11 protein-coding genes are annotated in these 17,219 nt (G+C 55.7%); 3 read left to right on the top strand and 8 right to left on the bottom strand.

Going from position 1 to position 17,219, the window contains the following annotated elements; all coding sequences use genetic code 11:
* Window positions 1-55 precede the first annotated feature (55 nt).
* From addA to ahcY, 7 genes are all read right to left on the bottom strand, one after another.
* Window positions 56-3,490 carry a double-strand break repair helicase AddA gene (gene addA / locus ACILQA_RS00955; RefSeq protein WP_395627999.1) on the bottom strand — a complete coding sequence of 1,145 codons (3,435 nt, stop codon included), beginning with the start codon at window positions 3,488-3,490 and terminating at the stop codon, window positions 56-58.
* A complete protein-coding gene (gene addB / locus ACILQA_RS00950; protein ID WP_395627998.1) occupies window positions 3,487-6,465 on the bottom strand; it encodes a double-strand break repair protein AddB in 2,979 nt (992 codons plus the stop codon). Before addB ends, addA begins: the two co-directional genes overlap by 4 nt.
* The gene (locus ACILQA_RS00945) at window positions 6,452-7,180 is read right to left on the bottom strand and encodes a nucleotidyltransferase family protein (protein ID WP_395627997.1); all 729 of its coding nucleotides are present in this window, start codon (window positions 7,178-7,180) and stop codon (window positions 6,452-6,454) included. The genes addB and ACILQA_RS00945 overlap by 14 nt, the downstream gene beginning before the upstream one ends.
* Window positions 7,173-8,147, bottom strand: coding sequence for an aminoglycoside phosphotransferase family protein (locus ACILQA_RS00940; protein WP_395628012.1), 975 nt, complete (start codon window positions 8,145-8,147; stop codon window positions 7,173-7,175). Before ACILQA_RS00940 ends, ACILQA_RS00945 begins: the two co-directional genes overlap by 8 nt.
* A gap of 1 nt (window position 8,148) precedes the next feature.
* Complete coding sequence (gene tsaE / locus ACILQA_RS00935) at window positions 8,149-8,580, bottom strand: tRNA (adenosine(37)-N6)-threonylcarbamoyltransferase complex ATPase subunit type 1 TsaE (RefSeq protein WP_395627996.1); 432 nt, start codon at window positions 8,578-8,580, stop codon at window positions 8,149-8,151.
* Complete coding sequence (locus ACILQA_RS00930; RefSeq protein WP_395627995.1) at window positions 8,577-10,889, bottom strand: PAS-domain containing protein; 2,313 nt, start codon at window positions 10,887-10,889, stop codon at window positions 8,577-8,579. The genes tsaE and ACILQA_RS00930 overlap by 4 nt, the downstream gene beginning before the upstream one ends.
* A 162-nt stretch (window positions 10,890-11,051) precedes the next feature.
* Entirely contained in the window at window positions 11,052-12,446 is a 1,395-nt protein-coding gene (gene ahcY, locus ACILQA_RS00925) for an adenosylhomocysteinase (RefSeq protein WP_395627994.1), read from the bottom strand.
* A 208-nt stretch (window positions 12,447-12,654) separates the two neighbouring features.
* On the opposite strand from ahcY, the gene ACILQA_RS00920 reads away from it, so the two are divergent.
* The 3 genes from ACILQA_RS00920 to ACILQA_RS00910 all read left to right on the top strand — a co-directional run bounded on the left by ACILQA_RS00920 (window position 12,655) and on the right by ACILQA_RS00910 (window position 15,197).
* On the top strand, window positions 12,655-13,134 hold the full coding sequence (locus ACILQA_RS00920; RefSeq protein ID WP_395627993.1) for a peroxiredoxin: 480 nt from the start codon (window positions 12,655-12,657) through the stop codon (window positions 13,132-13,134).
* Window positions 13,135-13,227: 93 nt separating this feature from the next.
* Complete coding sequence (locus tag ACILQA_RS00915) at window positions 13,228-14,673, top strand: AMP nucleosidase (RefSeq protein WP_395627992.1); 1,446 nt, start codon at window positions 13,228-13,230, stop codon at window positions 14,671-14,673.
* Between the two features lie 62 nt (window positions 14,674-14,735).
* Entirely contained in the window at window positions 14,736-15,197 is a 462-nt protein-coding gene (locus tag ACILQA_RS00910) for a hypothetical protein (protein ID WP_395627991.1), read from the top strand.
* Window positions 15,198-15,242: 45 nt separating this feature from the next.
* Here the strand turns inward: ACILQA_RS00910 and ACILQA_RS00905 are convergent, their stop codons facing one another.
* The gene (locus ACILQA_RS00905; protein WP_395627990.1) at window positions 15,243-17,117 is read right to left on the bottom strand and encodes a M2 family metallopeptidase; all 1,875 of its coding nucleotides are present in this window, start codon (window positions 17,115-17,117) and stop codon (window positions 15,243-15,245) included.
* Window positions 17,118-17,219: the final 102 nt, after the last annotated feature.

The following is a 17,219-nucleotide window of genomic DNA, read 5'->3' as shown; positions in this document are numbered from 1 at the left end:
TATGCCCACAGCCAAATGCTGACAAGGACCAAGGCAGATAGTTTTTGTTCTGCCATCAAGAGGCAGGATAATAAGGCGCCAATATCTGGTCCGAAAGCGTGATAAACCGGGGTGCGTGCGTAAACAGCAAAGCGACCTCAATCTTGCAATCCGGGAAAATCGTCTGCAACGCCGCGCGATAATGTGCCATTTGGCGCAAATGCGGAACGGGGACGCCATGTGCATCGGTGGGGATGCTTCGGCCCGTTTTGAAATCGACCGCGCGCACCAATCCCGGTTCGACGAGCAGCCGGTCAATACGGCCATTGATAACGGTTTCACCCACAACAGCCACAAGCGGAACCTCAGCGCGCGCCTGTGGACCGAAAAAAGCCGCCCAGACCGGATCGCTGATAACCGCGCTCACTTCAGCCAACAATTGGGCCGGATCGATATCATCATTTCGTGCCTGAACTGCTAGCCATTGTTCCGCAGTTTTGAGCGACTCGCTATCCGTGATGCGCTCAAACAAAGCGTGGATCAGCTTCCCGCGGTTTGCGGCTTTGCGCATCGCTGCGTTTGCAGGGGCGTCGCCATAATCGTCATCGTCAAGCCGCGATGGCACCAACGGACGCGGTGGACGCTGCTCCATGGGCGCAGGGGCGAATAGCCATTCGGGGCTGGCTGGCCGAGGTACGGTCGGTGATTGCTTTTCCGCAGAAGTTACCTGCGCCACCATCGACGCGCCTTCCGCGCCCACATGGCGCATCACCCTGCCCCAGCGCGGGTCGTCTTCCCAACTGCAACCGAGCGCCGTCATGCCTTTTTCAATCGCGGCGCACCAGCTTTCGGCAGGCGGCTCGCCCTTGCGGCTAATGCCCAACGACCCTGCCATAATCAGCCGCTCTTCCGCGCGCGTGATGGCCACATACAATAACCGCTTATGTTCCTGCAGTTCGCGAGTTTTCTGCATCTCGACGATGTCTTGTAAGCGCCCCGACTGCTCACTTTTGCGAATGGGCAGCAACGGCGTGCGTTGCCCCTCATCCATTAACAATTCAACCGACTGATCAGGCTTTTTGGTGGGATCAGACGTAATATCCGCCAAAATGACCACGGGCGCTTGCAAGCCCTTGGCACCATGGACGGTCATGACCCGGACTTCCTTGGTGCTGTTGTCGCTTTCGCGTTTGATTTCAATTTCACCGCGGTCGAACCACGCCATGAACTTTTGCAGGCCACCGCCATGCTGTTGTTCGAACTGAAACGCCGAATTCAACATTTCCTCGATTGGCACCAAAACCTCGCGACCCAAACGCGCGGTAAATTTGCGCCGCGCGCCAATGGGTCCGGACAAAATCTGTTCGAGGAAGTGATACACGGTCGTGAAATCAGCCGCAGCCAGCATATCGCGCAACGGCGCAAGATCATCCGCAAGTTCGGGTTTCCCGCGGATATGCTGCCACAGGCTGCCCTCGCGATCGCCGACATAGCCGTGCGCCAATAACTGTTCCTGCGTCCACCCGATGATGGGCGATACCAGTAAACATGCAAGGCTCAGGTCGTCATTCGGTTGAAGCACAAATTTGATTGCCCCCAGCAGGTCTTGCACCACCAATGGCTGCAAAAGCTTCAACCTGTCGATGCCCGCAACCGCGACGTTGCGTTCGTGCAATTGCGCGACCAGCAGCGACGCCATGTCCCCGCGGCTGCGCAACAGGAACATGATGTCGCCCGGCTCCAAATGACGCCCCTGGCTTTCAAGCCAAGGTTTCTCGTCGATGAGGGCTTTCGCATGATCGGCCAACCGTTCGGCCAGCGCGCGCTTTTCGTCGCTGAACCAGTCTTCTTCCTCATCCGACGTATCGCTATCGTCCGCTGCGTTCGGCTTTGCGGATATGGGCTGCAAGAGCTCAACCATGCCAAAATGTGGTTTTTCGCTGTAATGCGGGTCAATGATATCGTTGATGCCAAAATCCGCAGGACCAGACCCATCGATCACCGCGTTTACAAAATCGAGTATCGGCGCGGTCGAACGGAAACTGCGCGATAAAGTAAGCCGTTTCAGCTCGCTTCCGGCGGCGTCAATGCGTTCGGCAAAATAGCGGCCCGCTTCTTCATATCGTTCGGGGGCCGTACCCTGAAACCCGTATATCGCTTGTTTGAAATCACCGACGGAAAACAGCGTGCGGTTCTTTTCAGGATTGGCACCCATGCCGCTGTAAAAATCGTCGCTCAGCGCGCTGATGATATCCCATTGCGCCTTGTTGGTGTCCTGCGCCTCATCCACCAAAATATGGTCGATCTGCTTGTCGAGCTTAAACCGCACCCACTGCGCCATTTGGCCATGCTGCAAAAGTTCGGCCGTGCGACGGATCATATCATCAAAATCAACCGCGCCGATGGCATGTTTGGCGCGGCTATATTGCGCCGCAAATTCTTTGCCAATGCACAATGCGCGCGCCAGCCTGTCGGCATATTGCGCACGCGTTACTTCGCCCAATAGTTGGTTGGTCCATTGAAACATCTCGAGCCCCAACGCGGCATAAGCGTCCGTCATGGGCGTATATTTATCAGTGGAAACTTGGAGCTCACCCTTGGCCGTTGACCAACAGCGATGCAGATCAGGCAAAAGCGCCGCGCGTTCGGTCGGTGTTCGCGACAGCCAATCCTGAAGGACTGCCGCACGTTTGCCGCCGCGGCTATCTGCCTTGTTCTTGCCCCACAAAAGGTTGGCATCAATGATCGCGTGCAATGTCGCGCGTGGAATGCGCGCATCGGCAAAGGCGTCTTCCAGCATATACTCAACAGGGCCATCGAAATGAACGCCTGCCAGTCGCCGTGCCCAGACCACCGCGCCGGCATCATTGGGGATCAGGGTCATGACATCCGGCGATGCCGCCGCCCGATGCAGGAACCGCAGGGCAGCGTCCTCACCCATATCAAGCGAAAGTTCCTGCAGGTCCGTGACCATTTTCGTATCGCCGCGCGCTTCGGCTTCAAGCACCAGGTTAACCAATGCTTCGCGCAACAATTCTTGCTGCTCGCGTCCTTCAATCGGTTTGAATCCCGGAACCAATCCGGCTTCTTCGGGGAAGCTACCCAGCAACGACTGGCAGAAACTATGGATCGTCAATATTTGTAAGCCGCCACCGGGCGCGTCCAACACCTTTGCAAAAAGCTGGCGTGCGCGTTTTCGGACATCTGGTCCCGCGCTCGCGCCAATGGCTTCAAGGTCGTGAAACAGTGCTTTATCTTCGCGCTGCACCCAAGACGCCAAAAGCTCATTAATCCGGTCCGCCATTTCGGACGCACCAGCCTTGGTAAAGGTGATGCACAGCAGATTTTCAGGTTCAACGTCGCTTTCCAACAGCAAGCGGATCACACGCGCGGTCAAAACCTGCGTTTTCCCGGTTCCTGCAGAGGCGCTAAGCCAGATGTTATCGCCGGGGATGACCGCGCTGCGCTGCGCCGGAATGAGTGGCTTCAGCGTCGGGGATTTAGAGGTCATGCCTGTTCCTCCGAAATCGACTGTCGGCCGTTCCATTCCTGCAACCGCATCAATTGGTCATAGTCACCATAATGCGCAAATTCGGGATGCAGCTTTGCGGTGAAGGGCGCGTCGCCCAAAATCCATTGCGCGATTGCCTCTTCTGCTTGCGCGACGGCAAAGGCCACAAAGTCGGTGCTTGCAGGCTTCTTATCGCTCGGCCGCGTGCTCGTCGGCACAGTGACATAACCAAAGCCTTTGTCTTTGCTTCTTTTCGCAAGGCTCCAATATTCAAACTTGGTCGCGTGGCCGTCCACACCTTTAATCGCCATCTGCTCGGCCATATAGCCGATGAGGCCAAGCTGGAGGGCAAAGCCCGCATTCACTTGCTTGGTCGATGGCGGCATGCCCGTCTTGTAGTCAACGATCACCAGACTTCCGTCCGCAAGCCTGTCGATCCGGTCAACGCGGCCGTTCACGGTTATGCCCATGATGTCGACCTTGCCGGGTTGTTCGGCCACCGCGACAACGCGGCCATGGTCATGCATCTGCTTTTTGGTTTCTTCGGCCACCCAGCGCAGGCCAGCGGCAATGCGTGGTTGCCACAATGCACGTAACAATGGGTCCGTTGCCTCTTGTGCCAGCAAGTCATCGACCCGCTGCACGAGCTTATCGACGGCACAATTGTCTTGTTTGAACCACTGTTCCAACAGGTCATGCACCAACGATCCGCGCCACGCGAAGCTGGGTTCGGCATCGACCTTTTCCAGCACACGCAGGCCGAGAATGCGTTTTGCGAAAAATGAATAGGGGTCCGACTTCAACTGGTCAAAATCCGTAACGGACAGACTAACCAATCGCTGCTGTGCCGAGGGACGTGGCAATGGCCGGCTTTCAAACGGAACCTTATGGGCGGGTTCATCCAGCTGCGCTGCAAGCGCAAGCGACTGTTGGTCCCGTTCCAGCTTGTCCGCCGTCAGCGCCTTTATCCGCAGCAAAAAGCGCGACGCAACCGTTGGCCCGCCACGGTCACGCCGCGCGCGTGTTAACAGCACTTCGCGACCGCCCAATGCGGTCGCAAGATCATGCGCCGACAGTCCGATATTCCGGTCCAAGGTTGGCAGTTTCAAATGCCGCCGGATGGCGGGCGCGAGCCAAGGGTCCGGCTGCGCTATTTGCGGCCATGTGCCCTCATTCAACCCCGAACAGATGATGAGGTCTGCCTGCTGCAATCGTGCTTCCAACAGGCCGTAAATGGCCACACGCGGATGTCCGCCATATGGGGGACGCACCACAGCGCTTGAAAAGATTTCGTTAAACGTCGCCGCCAAGCCTGTGGCATCGATACGGCCAAGCGTCGACAGGTCGCCGCCGCTCACTTCCTCCCACATCCGCCCAAGTTCGCGGCCACTTGCCCCGCGCCACACAGCGCCGTCAGTCAAATTCGTCGCAACGTCGCGCAGTGCATCGATGATGAAACTGAACGGTTGCCCATCGACATTTTCGAGCGGCGCAAGGATTTGGACAAAACCCTGCCACCATTCAACCAGCTCTGGCTTCACTTTACGGGCATATTCCAACCGCCGCGTGATCGCACTCAGCCCGACACCGTTGGCCGTTCCGCGCAATTCCAGATCTAATAGCCGCACCTTATCGAGCCAATCGAGCCTGTCGGGCCCTGCAAACACCAAAGGGTGCTTGGCAATCGCCAATACCGACGTGCCGGAAAACCGGCCCGAAATCGCATCAACCAACGCGAGCGCCAGCGAACCATTTGCCGTTTGCAAAAGCGGTATACCCGCGCTGTCGTCGACATATATGTCCCAACGACGCAACTGCGCCGCAACGCGGACTGCCAGCTCCCGGTCAGGCGTTATCAACGCGATCCGCTTTTCGGCCTGTTCCAACTCGCCGCGAATGCGCACCGCGATCGCCTTTGCTTCCAGCGCGCTGTCGTCCGCCTCAAACCATTGCGTATGTGATAGCGCCTTGCGCGCAGGTGCGAGTTCTTGCCAACCGACGCTATGTTCAGGCAGGCAGAAAATTTCCGAAATAGTGCCCGCTACCCGTTCAACGCGTGCAGTTGGCAACGTATCGATTTCGCTGCGATCGATCCCCATGAGGTCGAGCAAATGTTTCAGGTGGAATTGGGGATGCACCTCAAAATTCCGGCGGCGCGTTGGCACATTATCGGGTTCAGCTGCGGCAGACAGACTGCCCCAGCGGTCCTTAGCCAGTTCGAGGTCAACACCGGGCAGGATAACCTGCCCATTTGGAATAAGGGCAACACGGCACAGCAGTTTTGCGACCGCCTTGGCTGACGTGGTGATGCCAACCGCAATGATCGGCATGTCAAAACTGCGCTCAGCCAGACGCCGCTCCAACCCGGCCAGAAGCTTATTTCGGCGTTCGGCAGGGCCCATCAATTCTCGCGCAGCAAGTTCGGCGCGATAGGCGGGCAAGATCGTCAAAAGCTGACCATAAGCACGTTGCCAATGCCCGGCGAGATCCGCCTCGATTGCGATGTCTGACAACGCGTCGAAATCGATCAAATCAACCTCAAGCTCATCGATCAGCTCGGCCAGTTTGCGCGCCAAACGCAGCGCTTCAGCGGACGATAGAAATGTGCCCTGCGGCCGATGTTCCTGCGCCAAGCGCGCCAACAGCATCAGCCGGTCAAACGATCCAATGACGGGCCAGATGATGTCTTCCGACGCGATGGGATCCAGCAATGGCCCCAATGCCTCATCGAGTTGCATATCGCCCACCGCCACCATACGCGGCAAAAGCAAACCCGGTGCGGCCTGCCGGACGAACGCCTCTGTCATGGCCTTGATGGCGCGGTTATTGGGTAACAGCAATATTGTGCTGCTAACCGTGAGCGGGTCCTGCCCCGATGTCTGCAATATCCACTGCGCAGTTACGTCGCACAAGTCGTTCCCAAGCGGGACGTTAAAAACGCGCACGCGCTGCGCCGTGGTGTTAACAGACGCCATGCAGGCCCAAACGTTCTTCCGTGGCGGCGATTGCCGCGGGATAGCCTACATCAAACCACATTCCCTCGTGCACCAACCCCATGCACCGGCCCTCTGCAATGGCACGATCCCAAAAGACGTTGGTCGAAAAAACGTCCGACGGGGGGGCAATAACCAGCTTTTTGGAAAGCAGCTGAATTCCTGTCCAGACATATGGCGCTGGCGCGTCACCCACGCGACGCGACAGCCGGCCATCTGCATCCATGTGAAAATCACCAGTGCCTTGGCTGTTATATGCTGTCGCCAACGGGACGAGTAACATCAGCACATCCATGCGTGCAGCATCCCAATGCGCCATCAGGCGCGAGATCGCATTCTCACCGTCGTTGGTCCACCAATTGTCCGCATTCACGCAGATGAATGGATCGTCCAAAATCATCGGCGATGCCTGAACCAGCCCGCCGCCTGTATCGCGCAGCAAATCGCGTTCATCGGATATAGACACGTCAAAATCCGTCGCATGGGCGGAAAGATGCGCTTCAATCTGGTCGGCGCGATAATGTGCATTGACGACAATCTTGCCAACGCCGGCATCACGCAAATGATCCAGAACATGATCCAGCAAGGCAACGCCGCCGACCTCAACCAATGGCTTTGGGCGGTCAGCGGTCAGCGGCATCATCCGCGTCCCCTTACCCGCCGCCATGATCATTGCGGTGTTCACATGCTTAACCATGCGGAATGTCTAATGGGGTAAGGCTGCGGACTTCTAGCGGGATGTGGGTATCGAACCATTGCTTGACGTTCGCAAGTGCCGGGTGCCCCAAATCGCGTTCCAGCAAGCCCCACATCCGCGGCAGGAATGACAAATATCGCTCCTTACCATCGCGCTTCCACAGCCGCGTAAATATGCCGATAATCTTGGTATTCCGCTGCGCACCCAGCAACGCATAATGCGCGTCAAAGTCCGGGCCCGGATTGGCCGCCGTCAGATAATAAGCCAGCATGTCTGCCTCAAGCTCTGGACGGACATCGCGCCGCGCGTCTTGCAACAACGATACCAGATCATATGCAGGATGCCCCACCAGCGCATCTTGAAAATCAATGATGCCTTGTTCCCCATCATCAAGCAGCATGATGTTTTCGGCATGATAATCCCGCAAGACTGTCACATCTTGGCAGGACGCCAATGGAGCAAGCGCATCAACCCACATCTGGTCAAATGCGCTCGCGTCACAGGAAAGCCCCATCGCCGGCATATACCATTCGCTGAGCAACTGCACTTCGCGCAGATAGATGGCCATGTCATAAGGTTGCGCATCCGCTGCAGGCGTGCGCGTCAATCGCACGATCGTATCAATAGCGGCGCGATAAATCTCTACCTCGTCCTCTGGATGATCATCGAGATGCTCGCGCATCCTACGGTCGCCAAAATCCTCTAGCAACACCAGTCCACGTGTCAGGTCCGTGCCGTAAATCTCTGGCGCACGAAATTGATGCCCGGTCAGATATTGGGCAATGTCGAGAAAAGGCTGCGGGTCCTCATGCGGTGGCGGCGCGTCCATCAATATAGCCTTGCCGCGCGTAGCGGAATTGACGCGGAAATAGCGCCGGAAAGACGCATCGCCTGCCACCGGGGATATGTGCGCATCGGTCCAACCATGGCGCGTTAAAAATTCGTCCAGTCCAGCGGGCGGTACCATATCAGTTACGGGTGTCATCATTATCCATTTTCAAAGTCAAAATTCTGCTGCCGTCCGCTTGCGGTACGATATCGATTAAATGGCTGGGCCGCACATAGCCGCCACCGAAGCGTTCCGCCCACTCCACCAGTGTGACGCGATCGCCGCGTTCGGCGATGAGCCCTAATTCGTCCAAGTCGTCGATATTATCCAAGCGATACAAATCGACATGGGCAACGGCAACCAAAACCTCTGGCGGTTCATAGCTATGCACGATGGCGTAGGATGGGCTCGCTACTTCGCCTTCAAATCCAAGGCCGGCCAATATGCCAGCGCACAATACGGTCTTTCCAGCGCCCAGCGGCCCGTTGATCGCGACCCAATCTGATGGCGACAATGTCTTCGCCAATGCGCGGCCATATTCCCGCATATCCAAATCGCTCGCAATGATCATGACCGCGGCAACACCATGATAACCGTCGTGCCTTCGCCCGGCGCAGAATGCAGTTGCAACGTCCCACCATGCGATTCAATAATTTGACGCGCCAAAGGCAAGCCTAAACCCTGCGTGATTGAACCATTGCTATCGGCGTTCTTTGGAACCGCATTGTCGGAAGAAACGCGCAGGACGTCTGTCTCACGCATACCCGGCCCATTGTCTGACACGACGAGTTCAAGGGCATCGCCTTGCCACCGTGCAGCCATTAAAACCTGCCCACCGCTTTTGTTATACCGGATCGCATTGTCCAAAACCTGCCCGACCGTTTGCGTAATCCGTTTCGGATCAAGCGCCATCTCTCCAGCACCGTCGTCCAAATCGACTTGCAGATCGACCTCAGCCCCCTGTGCCATCGCCGCTTTGCTGTTCACAATTTGCGCGACCAATGTTGGAACATCGGTTTGTTCGAGCGCGAGCGCCAACGCGCCGGCTTCAATCTGGCTGTAATCCAGAACGGTATTAATCTGGTCGGACAAGCGATCAGCGGATTGCAGAATGGCATCCACATATTCCTTCGCCTGTTCGCTAAGTTCGCCAGCAATGCCTGCCTTTAGCAAGTCTGCAAATCCACTGATGGACGTAAGTGGCGAGCGGAATTCATAACTCATATTTGCAAGGAATTTGCTCTTAATCGCATCAGCCTCTTGCAAGGCGGTATTCCGGTCGCGCAGTGCTTGTTCGATTTTAAGGTTGTTCGACATATCCAGCATCGTGAAAAGCGTATTGCCGTCCGGTAGCGGTATCGTCGCAATCTGGAACATACGTCCGTCGGCGAAGACCGCTTTGCTCTTGTGCCGTTCGCGGTTTGACGACGTCGTCCGGATCAGTTCATCCAAGATGCTAATCTGCAACGGCTTTTGCAAATGCCGGGCGAGCGAGGGCAATAGTTCATCCAAACGCGGATGCTGAAGCAGCAATTCGTCATTCAGTTCCCATGTTTCGGCAAATAAGCGGTTCCAGATGCTAAGGCGGCCATCGGCCGAAAACACCGCAATCGCTTCGAACAAATTGTCAAAGGTCGCGGTCCGCACGCGCAGCAATATGTCCCGAGCGCTGGCCAGTTGCGCCTGTTCGGTGCGGTCTTCAAAAATCATCAATAGGCCGCCGTCCGGAATTGGCTGCGCAAGCACCCGCAAATGCGTTCCGTCCGGCAGCAGCCAGTTTTCCTCAGTGGGATCGGAGGATCTAAACCAATCTTCACGTTCCTGACGCCAGGCTGGAAAGTCCCGGACCTCAGGCACCTTCCCGTTTTCGCGCATCCGGTCCAGTACACGGGCAAATTCGGGCTTTTCAGACAACCATTGGTCCCGAAAAGTGAAGAGGCTTTGGAAGGGCAAATTTGCGAAGCTCAACACATGGCGCGCGTCAAACTGAGCAACCCCGGCGGACATCATGTTCAAAAGGTCACGCTGTGCATCGGCCATTTCCTTGGCTTCCGACCTGGCATCAATCAAATCCTGAACATCGATTGCCAGCCCGGCAACACCCGATTGCCCCAAGGGAATATCAAACACCCGCAACTGGCGCCGTTCCCCATTCAAGGTGGCGGAAACAACCCGCTCGCGCCGGACGTCCGCAGCGGCGGCTTCAGCGGCCCAGTCAGATGGACTTTTACCGTTTTCAGGTTCCAGTAATTCAAGACCTTCTTCAACCACGTGAAGGCCATCGTTTGCGCCGACCGCATTAACATATGCGTGGTTGACGAAGTGTAGGCGCATATCCGGGCGTCGATGCCACATCGGAAGTGGTGCGGCCTCGATTAGGCCAGCCAGCGCCGCAAATGCAGTGCGGGCCTCTTCCGATTCCTGCGTCCTTTTCTCAAGCTCTCGCAAACTTTCGGTGGAATCGAAAAACCATAACAACGCTGCGCCATTGGGATAGATAACCGCATCGGCGGCACCTCCGACAACGGTCAAACGCCGTTCGGAACCATTAATCGCCAAAGGAAGGAGAAAGGATTTTCCCGTACGCTGGGTCTCGCGCACTTTTGCGTCAAGTGCCGCCGCATCATCTATGGCAAGGCCAGCATCCTCATAGCCGCCCAAGTCCGAAAACGTGGTCGCTGGCGTCATCAGGCCAAGCAATCGCGAAAAACGGTCTGGCGCGTCAATTCGCCCATCGCTCTTTACCACGACCGGAAATGCCGGAGCGGTTTCCAGCAGCCTTCTTAGCCGCAACGTCTGACCTAACATTTTGCGCGATTCATTACGCAAGGACAGCCCGATCCAGATAGCGACTATGGCTCCTACCAGCCAAAGCGCCATTAAAACCCCTATCAGTGCAATTGGCAGGCCAGTGCCTGTCATCGTCATGAAGCCCTTTAATTTACCTAGAACAAGCTAATGCCCAAATGCTTGCGCCGCGCAACGAAAAAAGCCCGCCGCGTTTCCGCAGCGGGCTTTTGTTACGTCTCGAAAGACGATGAATTAATAACGATAATGGTCTGGCTTGAACGGGCCTTCGGTCGATACGCCGATATAATTCGCCTGCTTGTCGGTCAGCTTGGTCAGCTTAACGCCAAGCTTTTCGAGGTGCAGCGTCGCGACCTTCTCGTCGAGATGCTTTGGCAGAACATAGACCTGGTTCTTGTAGTTTGCACCATTTGTCCAAAGCTCGATTTGCGCGAGCACTTGGTTGGTGAAGCTTGCCGACATCACAAAGCTTGGATGTCCGGTTGCGCAACCGAGGTTGACCAAGCGGCCCTTTGCAAGAACGATGATCTGCTTGCCGTCTGGAAATTCGACCAGATCCGTGCCGGGCTTAACTTCATTCCAATTGTAATTGGACAAAGCGGAAATCTGAATTTCACTGTCAAAGTGACCGATGTTGCACACGATGCTCATAGGCTTCATGTTCATCATATGCTCAGCCGTGATGACGTCGGCGTTGCCCGTGGCGGTGCAGAAAATATCGGCGCGCTGCACGGCCTCTTCCATCGTGACGACTTCAAAACCTTCCATCGCGGCCTGCAATGCGCAGATCGGGTCAACTTCAGTGACCATAACGCGTGCGCCGCCATTACGGAGCGACTGAGCCGAACCCTTGCCGACATCACCAAAGCCCGCAACACATGCAACCTTACCAGCCAACATGACGTCGGTGGCACGGCGGATGGCATCAACGAGCGATTCCTTGCAGCCATAAAGGTTGTCGAACTTCGACTTGGTAACGCTGTCATTTACGTTGATTGCAGGGAATGGCAGTTCGCCCTTCTTCGCGATTTCGTAAAGGCGATGCACGCCTGTGGTTGTTTCTTCCGAAACGCCCTTCAGGTTCTTGACGGTTTCCGTCAAATAACCCGGCTTCTTGGCAACAAATGCCTTCAGCGCGCGCTGGAATTCAACTTCTTCTTCATTTTCGGGCTCGCCAAAGGTTTCGCCGCGCTCAAGCTTTGCGCCCCAAAGCGCAAACATCGTCGCGTCGCCACCGTCGTCGAGGATGATGTTCGCCGTGGTTTCATCACCCCAATCGAAGATTCGACCGACATAATCCCAATAATCGGCAAGGCTTTCGCCCTTAATTGCGAACACAGGAATGTTTTGCGCGGCGATTGCCGCAGCGGCGTGATCTTGTGTCGAGAAGATGTTGCACGTTGCCCAACGAACATCTGCACCAAGCGCTGTGAGCGTCTCGATCAGAACCGCAGTCTGAATGGTCATGTGCAGCGAGCCGACAATCCGCGCGCCCTTCAGCGGTTGCGATGCGCCGAATTCTTCGCGCAGCGCCATAAGGCCGGGCATTTCGGTTTCGGCAATGTTTATTTCTTTGCGACCGAAATCGGCCTCATTAATATCGGCAATGACATAATCGTTGAAAGCCACAGGCTTGGTCTCCGGGAGGTTTTTGACGCCCCGCCCTTAGCTGCAGCTTTCAACGAAATCAAATATAAAGATTGCTTTATATGGCAATGCAGATGGCTATTTCGTGATTTGAGGAATGCAATTTACGACTGAAGAGGAACCGCTACTTGACTTGCCCGAGCGGGTCCCGGAATATGCATCCAACCCCACTTTTAAAAGGAATCCAAATATGAGCATCTCCGTTGGCGACAAAATCCCGGACGTTAAGTTGGTAAAAGCGACTGCCGAAGGCCCGCAGCCTGTCCAGTCCGCAGAATATTTCGCGGGCCGCCGCGTTGCGCTGTTTTCGGTTCCCGGTGCATTCACGCCAACTTGCTCTGCCCGCCACCTTCCCGGCTTTGTTGAAAAGTCTGATGAGCTTGCAGCCAAAGGCATTGATGAAATCGCCTGCACCGCCGTGAACGACGCCTTCGTCCTTGGCGCATGGAACAAGTCTGGCGGATCAGACGCGATCACTATGTTGGCAGATGGCAATGGCGATTTCGCGGCTGCACTTGGCCTTGAGATGGACGGTTCGGCATTTGGCATGGGCAAGCGCGGTCAGCGTTTCTCGCTCGTTGTCAATGACGGCGTCGTGGAACATGTGAATGTCGAAGCCCCCGGTGACTTCAACGTTAGCTCCGCCGAATATATGCTCGGTCAGCTCTAAGTTTACGAAATCTTGCCCTTTTGGGTATTTAAAGGGAGGGGCAACCCTCCCTTTTTTTGTTGCGAAAATTGGAAATTTCGGTGATGTGTATCCATGCCTAGTGAACAATCTCAAAACATCATTAATCAACTCGTTACCGAATATGACGCCTCGGTAAAACGCTTGCAAACTGCACTTGCACATTATTTGAAGGATAGAACTCCGCCTTCATCCGACCAACGCGCGAGCAATGATTTCTGTTATCCCGAATTGGTCATAACCTACGCCGGTAAACAGCGCGAGACGCAGTCAAACCTTGCATTTGGCAAGCTTGAAAAAGTCGGAACATTCCGGACCACATTTACCAAGCCAGATTTGTTTGCCGACTATATCGGCGAACAACTCGATCTGCTGATGGAACAATATGAGCTGGAGATTTCGGTTGGCCGCAGCAAGCAGGAAATTCCCTTCCCTTATGTTCTAGATGGGTCGACGGATTTGGAATTGGGCACGGTCAGCCCCAACGAGCTCGCACGCCATTTCCCAACGACCGAACTTGCCGACATTGGCGATGAAATCGCCGATGGATTGCTTCGGATTAAAGGCAATGCAAGCGCGCCACTGGCTTTGTTTGACGGCCTACGCACCGATTTCTCGCTCGCGCGCCTTCGCCATTATACCGGCGCGCCCGCCGAGGATGTGCAACATTACATCCTGTTTACCAACTACCACCGTTATGTAGATGAGTTTGTCAGTTGGGCATGCACGCAAGTTGGCAATGGCCGTTACACCGCCTTGTCGGGCGCGGGTGGCCTGTATGTGGACAAACCAACCGACAACGCAGCGCAGCTTGTTGCCGACAGCACATGGCGGCGGCACCAGATGCCGGCTTACCATCTCATAGCGCCAGACAGGTCGGGGATTACCCTTGTGAATATCGGCGTTGGGCCTTCCAATGCCAAGACAATCTGCGACCATCTGGCGGTGCTACGCCCCGAAGCATGGTTGATGATTGGCCATTGCGGTGGCCTTCGTGAAACGCAGCGGATTGGGGATTATGTCCTGGCGCATGCCTATCTGCGCGATGACCATATTCTCGATGACGTACTGCCACCCGAAATTCCAATTCCGCCAATCGCCGAAGTGCAGCAGGCACTGGCAAGTGCAGCAGAGCATGTTTCGGGCACCAGCGGTGCCAATCTGAAACGACGCATGCGCACCGGCACAGTGGTTACGACAGACGACCGCAATTGGGAACTGCGTTACTCGGCATCGGCACTGCGCTTTTCACAAAGCCGTGCGATTGCGATCGATATGGAGTCCGCGACCATCGCTGCACAAGGATATCGCTTCCGCGTGCCCTATGGCACATTGCTGTGCGTGTCCGACAAGCCGCTGCACGGAGAAATAAAGCTACCGGGGCAAGCCAACCGTTTCTATGAAGAAGCCATCGCCGCCCATTTGCAAATCGGCATCCAGACATGCGAGCTGCTTCGGGAGGCGGGAAATAGCCTGCACAGTCGCAAACTTCGCGCCTTTAACGAACCGCCCTTCAGATAGGGTCAGGAACGAATACTGAAGCAATTGATTATCCCTAAAATATAACCAAGGAGGTACGGCCCATGCCGAAGAAACCCGAAAACACCGGACCGCTCAACAAGCTGCTAAATAAGTTCCGCGCATTCGCCGACGGCTTGACGGGCGGCGCGCGTTCGGTCGCGCAATCCGCGTCGACAACGGCAAAATCCGCAGTCGATCAAGCGTCCACCGCAGCTGCGACCGCTGGATCCGTGATCAAGGAAAACCCGGGCAAGACTGCTGCTGTTGCAGGCGCAGTTATCGCCACTGCCGCAGCCGCCGTCGCTGGCAAAAAAGTGTATGACCGCAAAACGGGCGCAACAAAGGCTCCGGCCAAGAAGACAGCTGCCAAAAAGCCCGTTGCCAAAAAAGCGGCGCTAAGCAAGCCCGCACCGAAGGCTACCGCGAAACCGGCAACAGCAAAGGCATCTAAGCCAGCTGCAGCCGCAAAGCCTGCACCAAAAAAGGCGGCACCGGTTAAAACACCACCGAAGACTAAAGCTTAATCAAAAACGAAATGGCCCCGCCTGTGACGGCGGGGCCTATTTTGGTTACCAGCCCTTTTTCGCGCCCTTATTCTGCGCCTTGAGCCATTTCATGAGTGGGGCGAAATATTCGAGCATGGGCTTGCCCGACATTTCGCGTGTTCCCGTAAATGCTTGCAATGCATCTGGCCACGGCTTTGATGCCCCCATTTCCAGCATCGCGTTCAATCGCGTGCCGACTTCTTTATTCCCATAGAATGAGCAGCGATGGAGCGGGCCTTTCCAGCCCGAAATATCGCAAGCTGCCTTGTAGAATTGGAACTGCAATATCCGCGCGAGGAAGTAGCGGGTATATGGCGTGTTGCCGGGGATATGATATTTCGCACCGGCGTCAAAACGGTCTGCTGCACGCTCCACCGGCGGGACAATTCCCTGATATTGCAAACGCAAGTCGGTCCAACCCTTGTTGTAATTGGCGGGCGTAATGGAGCCATTGAAAACACCCCAGCGCCATTTGTCGATCAGCAGTCCAAATGGCAGGAACGCAACCTTATCCATGGCTTGGCGCAGCAATAGTCCATTGTCCTTATCCGCTCCGGGAACTTTGCTCGCATCCAACAGGCCGATCTGCACCAGATAATTCGGCGTAATGGACAAAGCGACGGCATCGCCAATCGCTTCATGGAACCCATCATTCGCGCCATTCAAATATAAATATGACTGCTTGTTATAAGCGCGCTGGTAATAATTATGCCCAAGCTCGTGATGGATGGTCACGAAGTCATCGGATTTCACCTTGATGCACATCTTGATGCGCAGATCGTCGACATTATCGATATCCCACGCAGAGGCATGGCAGACAACTTCACGGTCGGCGGGTTTGATGAATTGCGCGCGATCCCAGAAGGTTTTGGGCAGTGGGGCAAAGCCAAGCGACGAGAAGAAGCCTTCACCGACCTTGACCATGTCCTTTTCCGCCTTGCCGCGATTGGCGCTGAAATCGCCGACTTCGGTTTGCTTGTACCCCTTGGAAACCAGCAACGCGCCAATATCATATCCGATATCGCCAGCCCCCGGAGGCGCGACAACGTCATAAATATTGCCCCATTCCTGCGCCCACATATTGCCCAGCAGATCGGCACGAATGGGCCCTGTCTTGGATTGGACCGCATTGCCATATTTCTTGTTTAGCTGGGTGCGGACATAGGTGTGCAATTCGTCATAGAGCGGCTTTACCTCAAGCCACAATTTATCCGTCAGCTTGGCAAAGTCATCGGCTGGCATATCATAGCCTGAACGCCACATTGCGCCGACATCTGCATAGCCCAGCTCAGTCGCGCCTTGATTTGCGATTGCAACCATCCGGGCATAATCCTTGCCCATTGGCGCGCCGACATTGTCATGCCAGCTCACCCACATTTCTTTCAGTTCCTCAGGGTTGCGGTTTGATCCCATCGCAGCCTCAATATCGGAACCGTTGATTTCCTTGCCGTTAAGCGTGCCACGGCCTTTGCCATAAGCGGACTGCAGCTTGGTGGTGATCGTGGCAAGTTCAGCCGCTGCCCCCGCCTTTGTGGGCGCGGGCAGCACGATACCGCCGCGTAAGATATCAAGCTTGCGCTTGGTGTCGTAAGACAGGCCGGGAAGCGCCTGATACTTCGCTGCATCCAAAGCGTAACGGACCGACTTTTCGGTGCCAATCTCGCCATAACGTGCCGCAAGTGCATCCGTGTCGTCGGTAATATGGGTCGCGTTAATCCATGCAACGCGCCCCGCCTCAATCGAAAAGTCAAACAGGTCCTTTTCCGCAGCCGCGACGAAGGCATCTGCCTCAGCCACGGTCGGCGCGGATGACGCGGCAGTGGAATCCTGCGCCATGACGACGGTCGGAGTGGAAAGTGAGGCAAATGCCAGTGCGGCGATCGATACTAGATTTTTCATGAAGGGTTCCCGGAAAACAATATGTTCCGATGGTGAAACTTTCATGTGGCGGCGTCAACCCGCGCGGCGCGTTGTTCGTCGAATGTATAACGCCATCAGCAG

It is taken from the genome of Sphingorhabdus sp. (assembly GCF_044239005.1).
Lineage (GTDB): Bacteria > Pseudomonadota > Alphaproteobacteria > Sphingomonadales > Sphingomonadaceae > Sphingorhabdus_B.
Note: the sequence above shows the minus strand (reverse complement) of the source record. Positions and strands in the feature narration are given on the sequence as shown.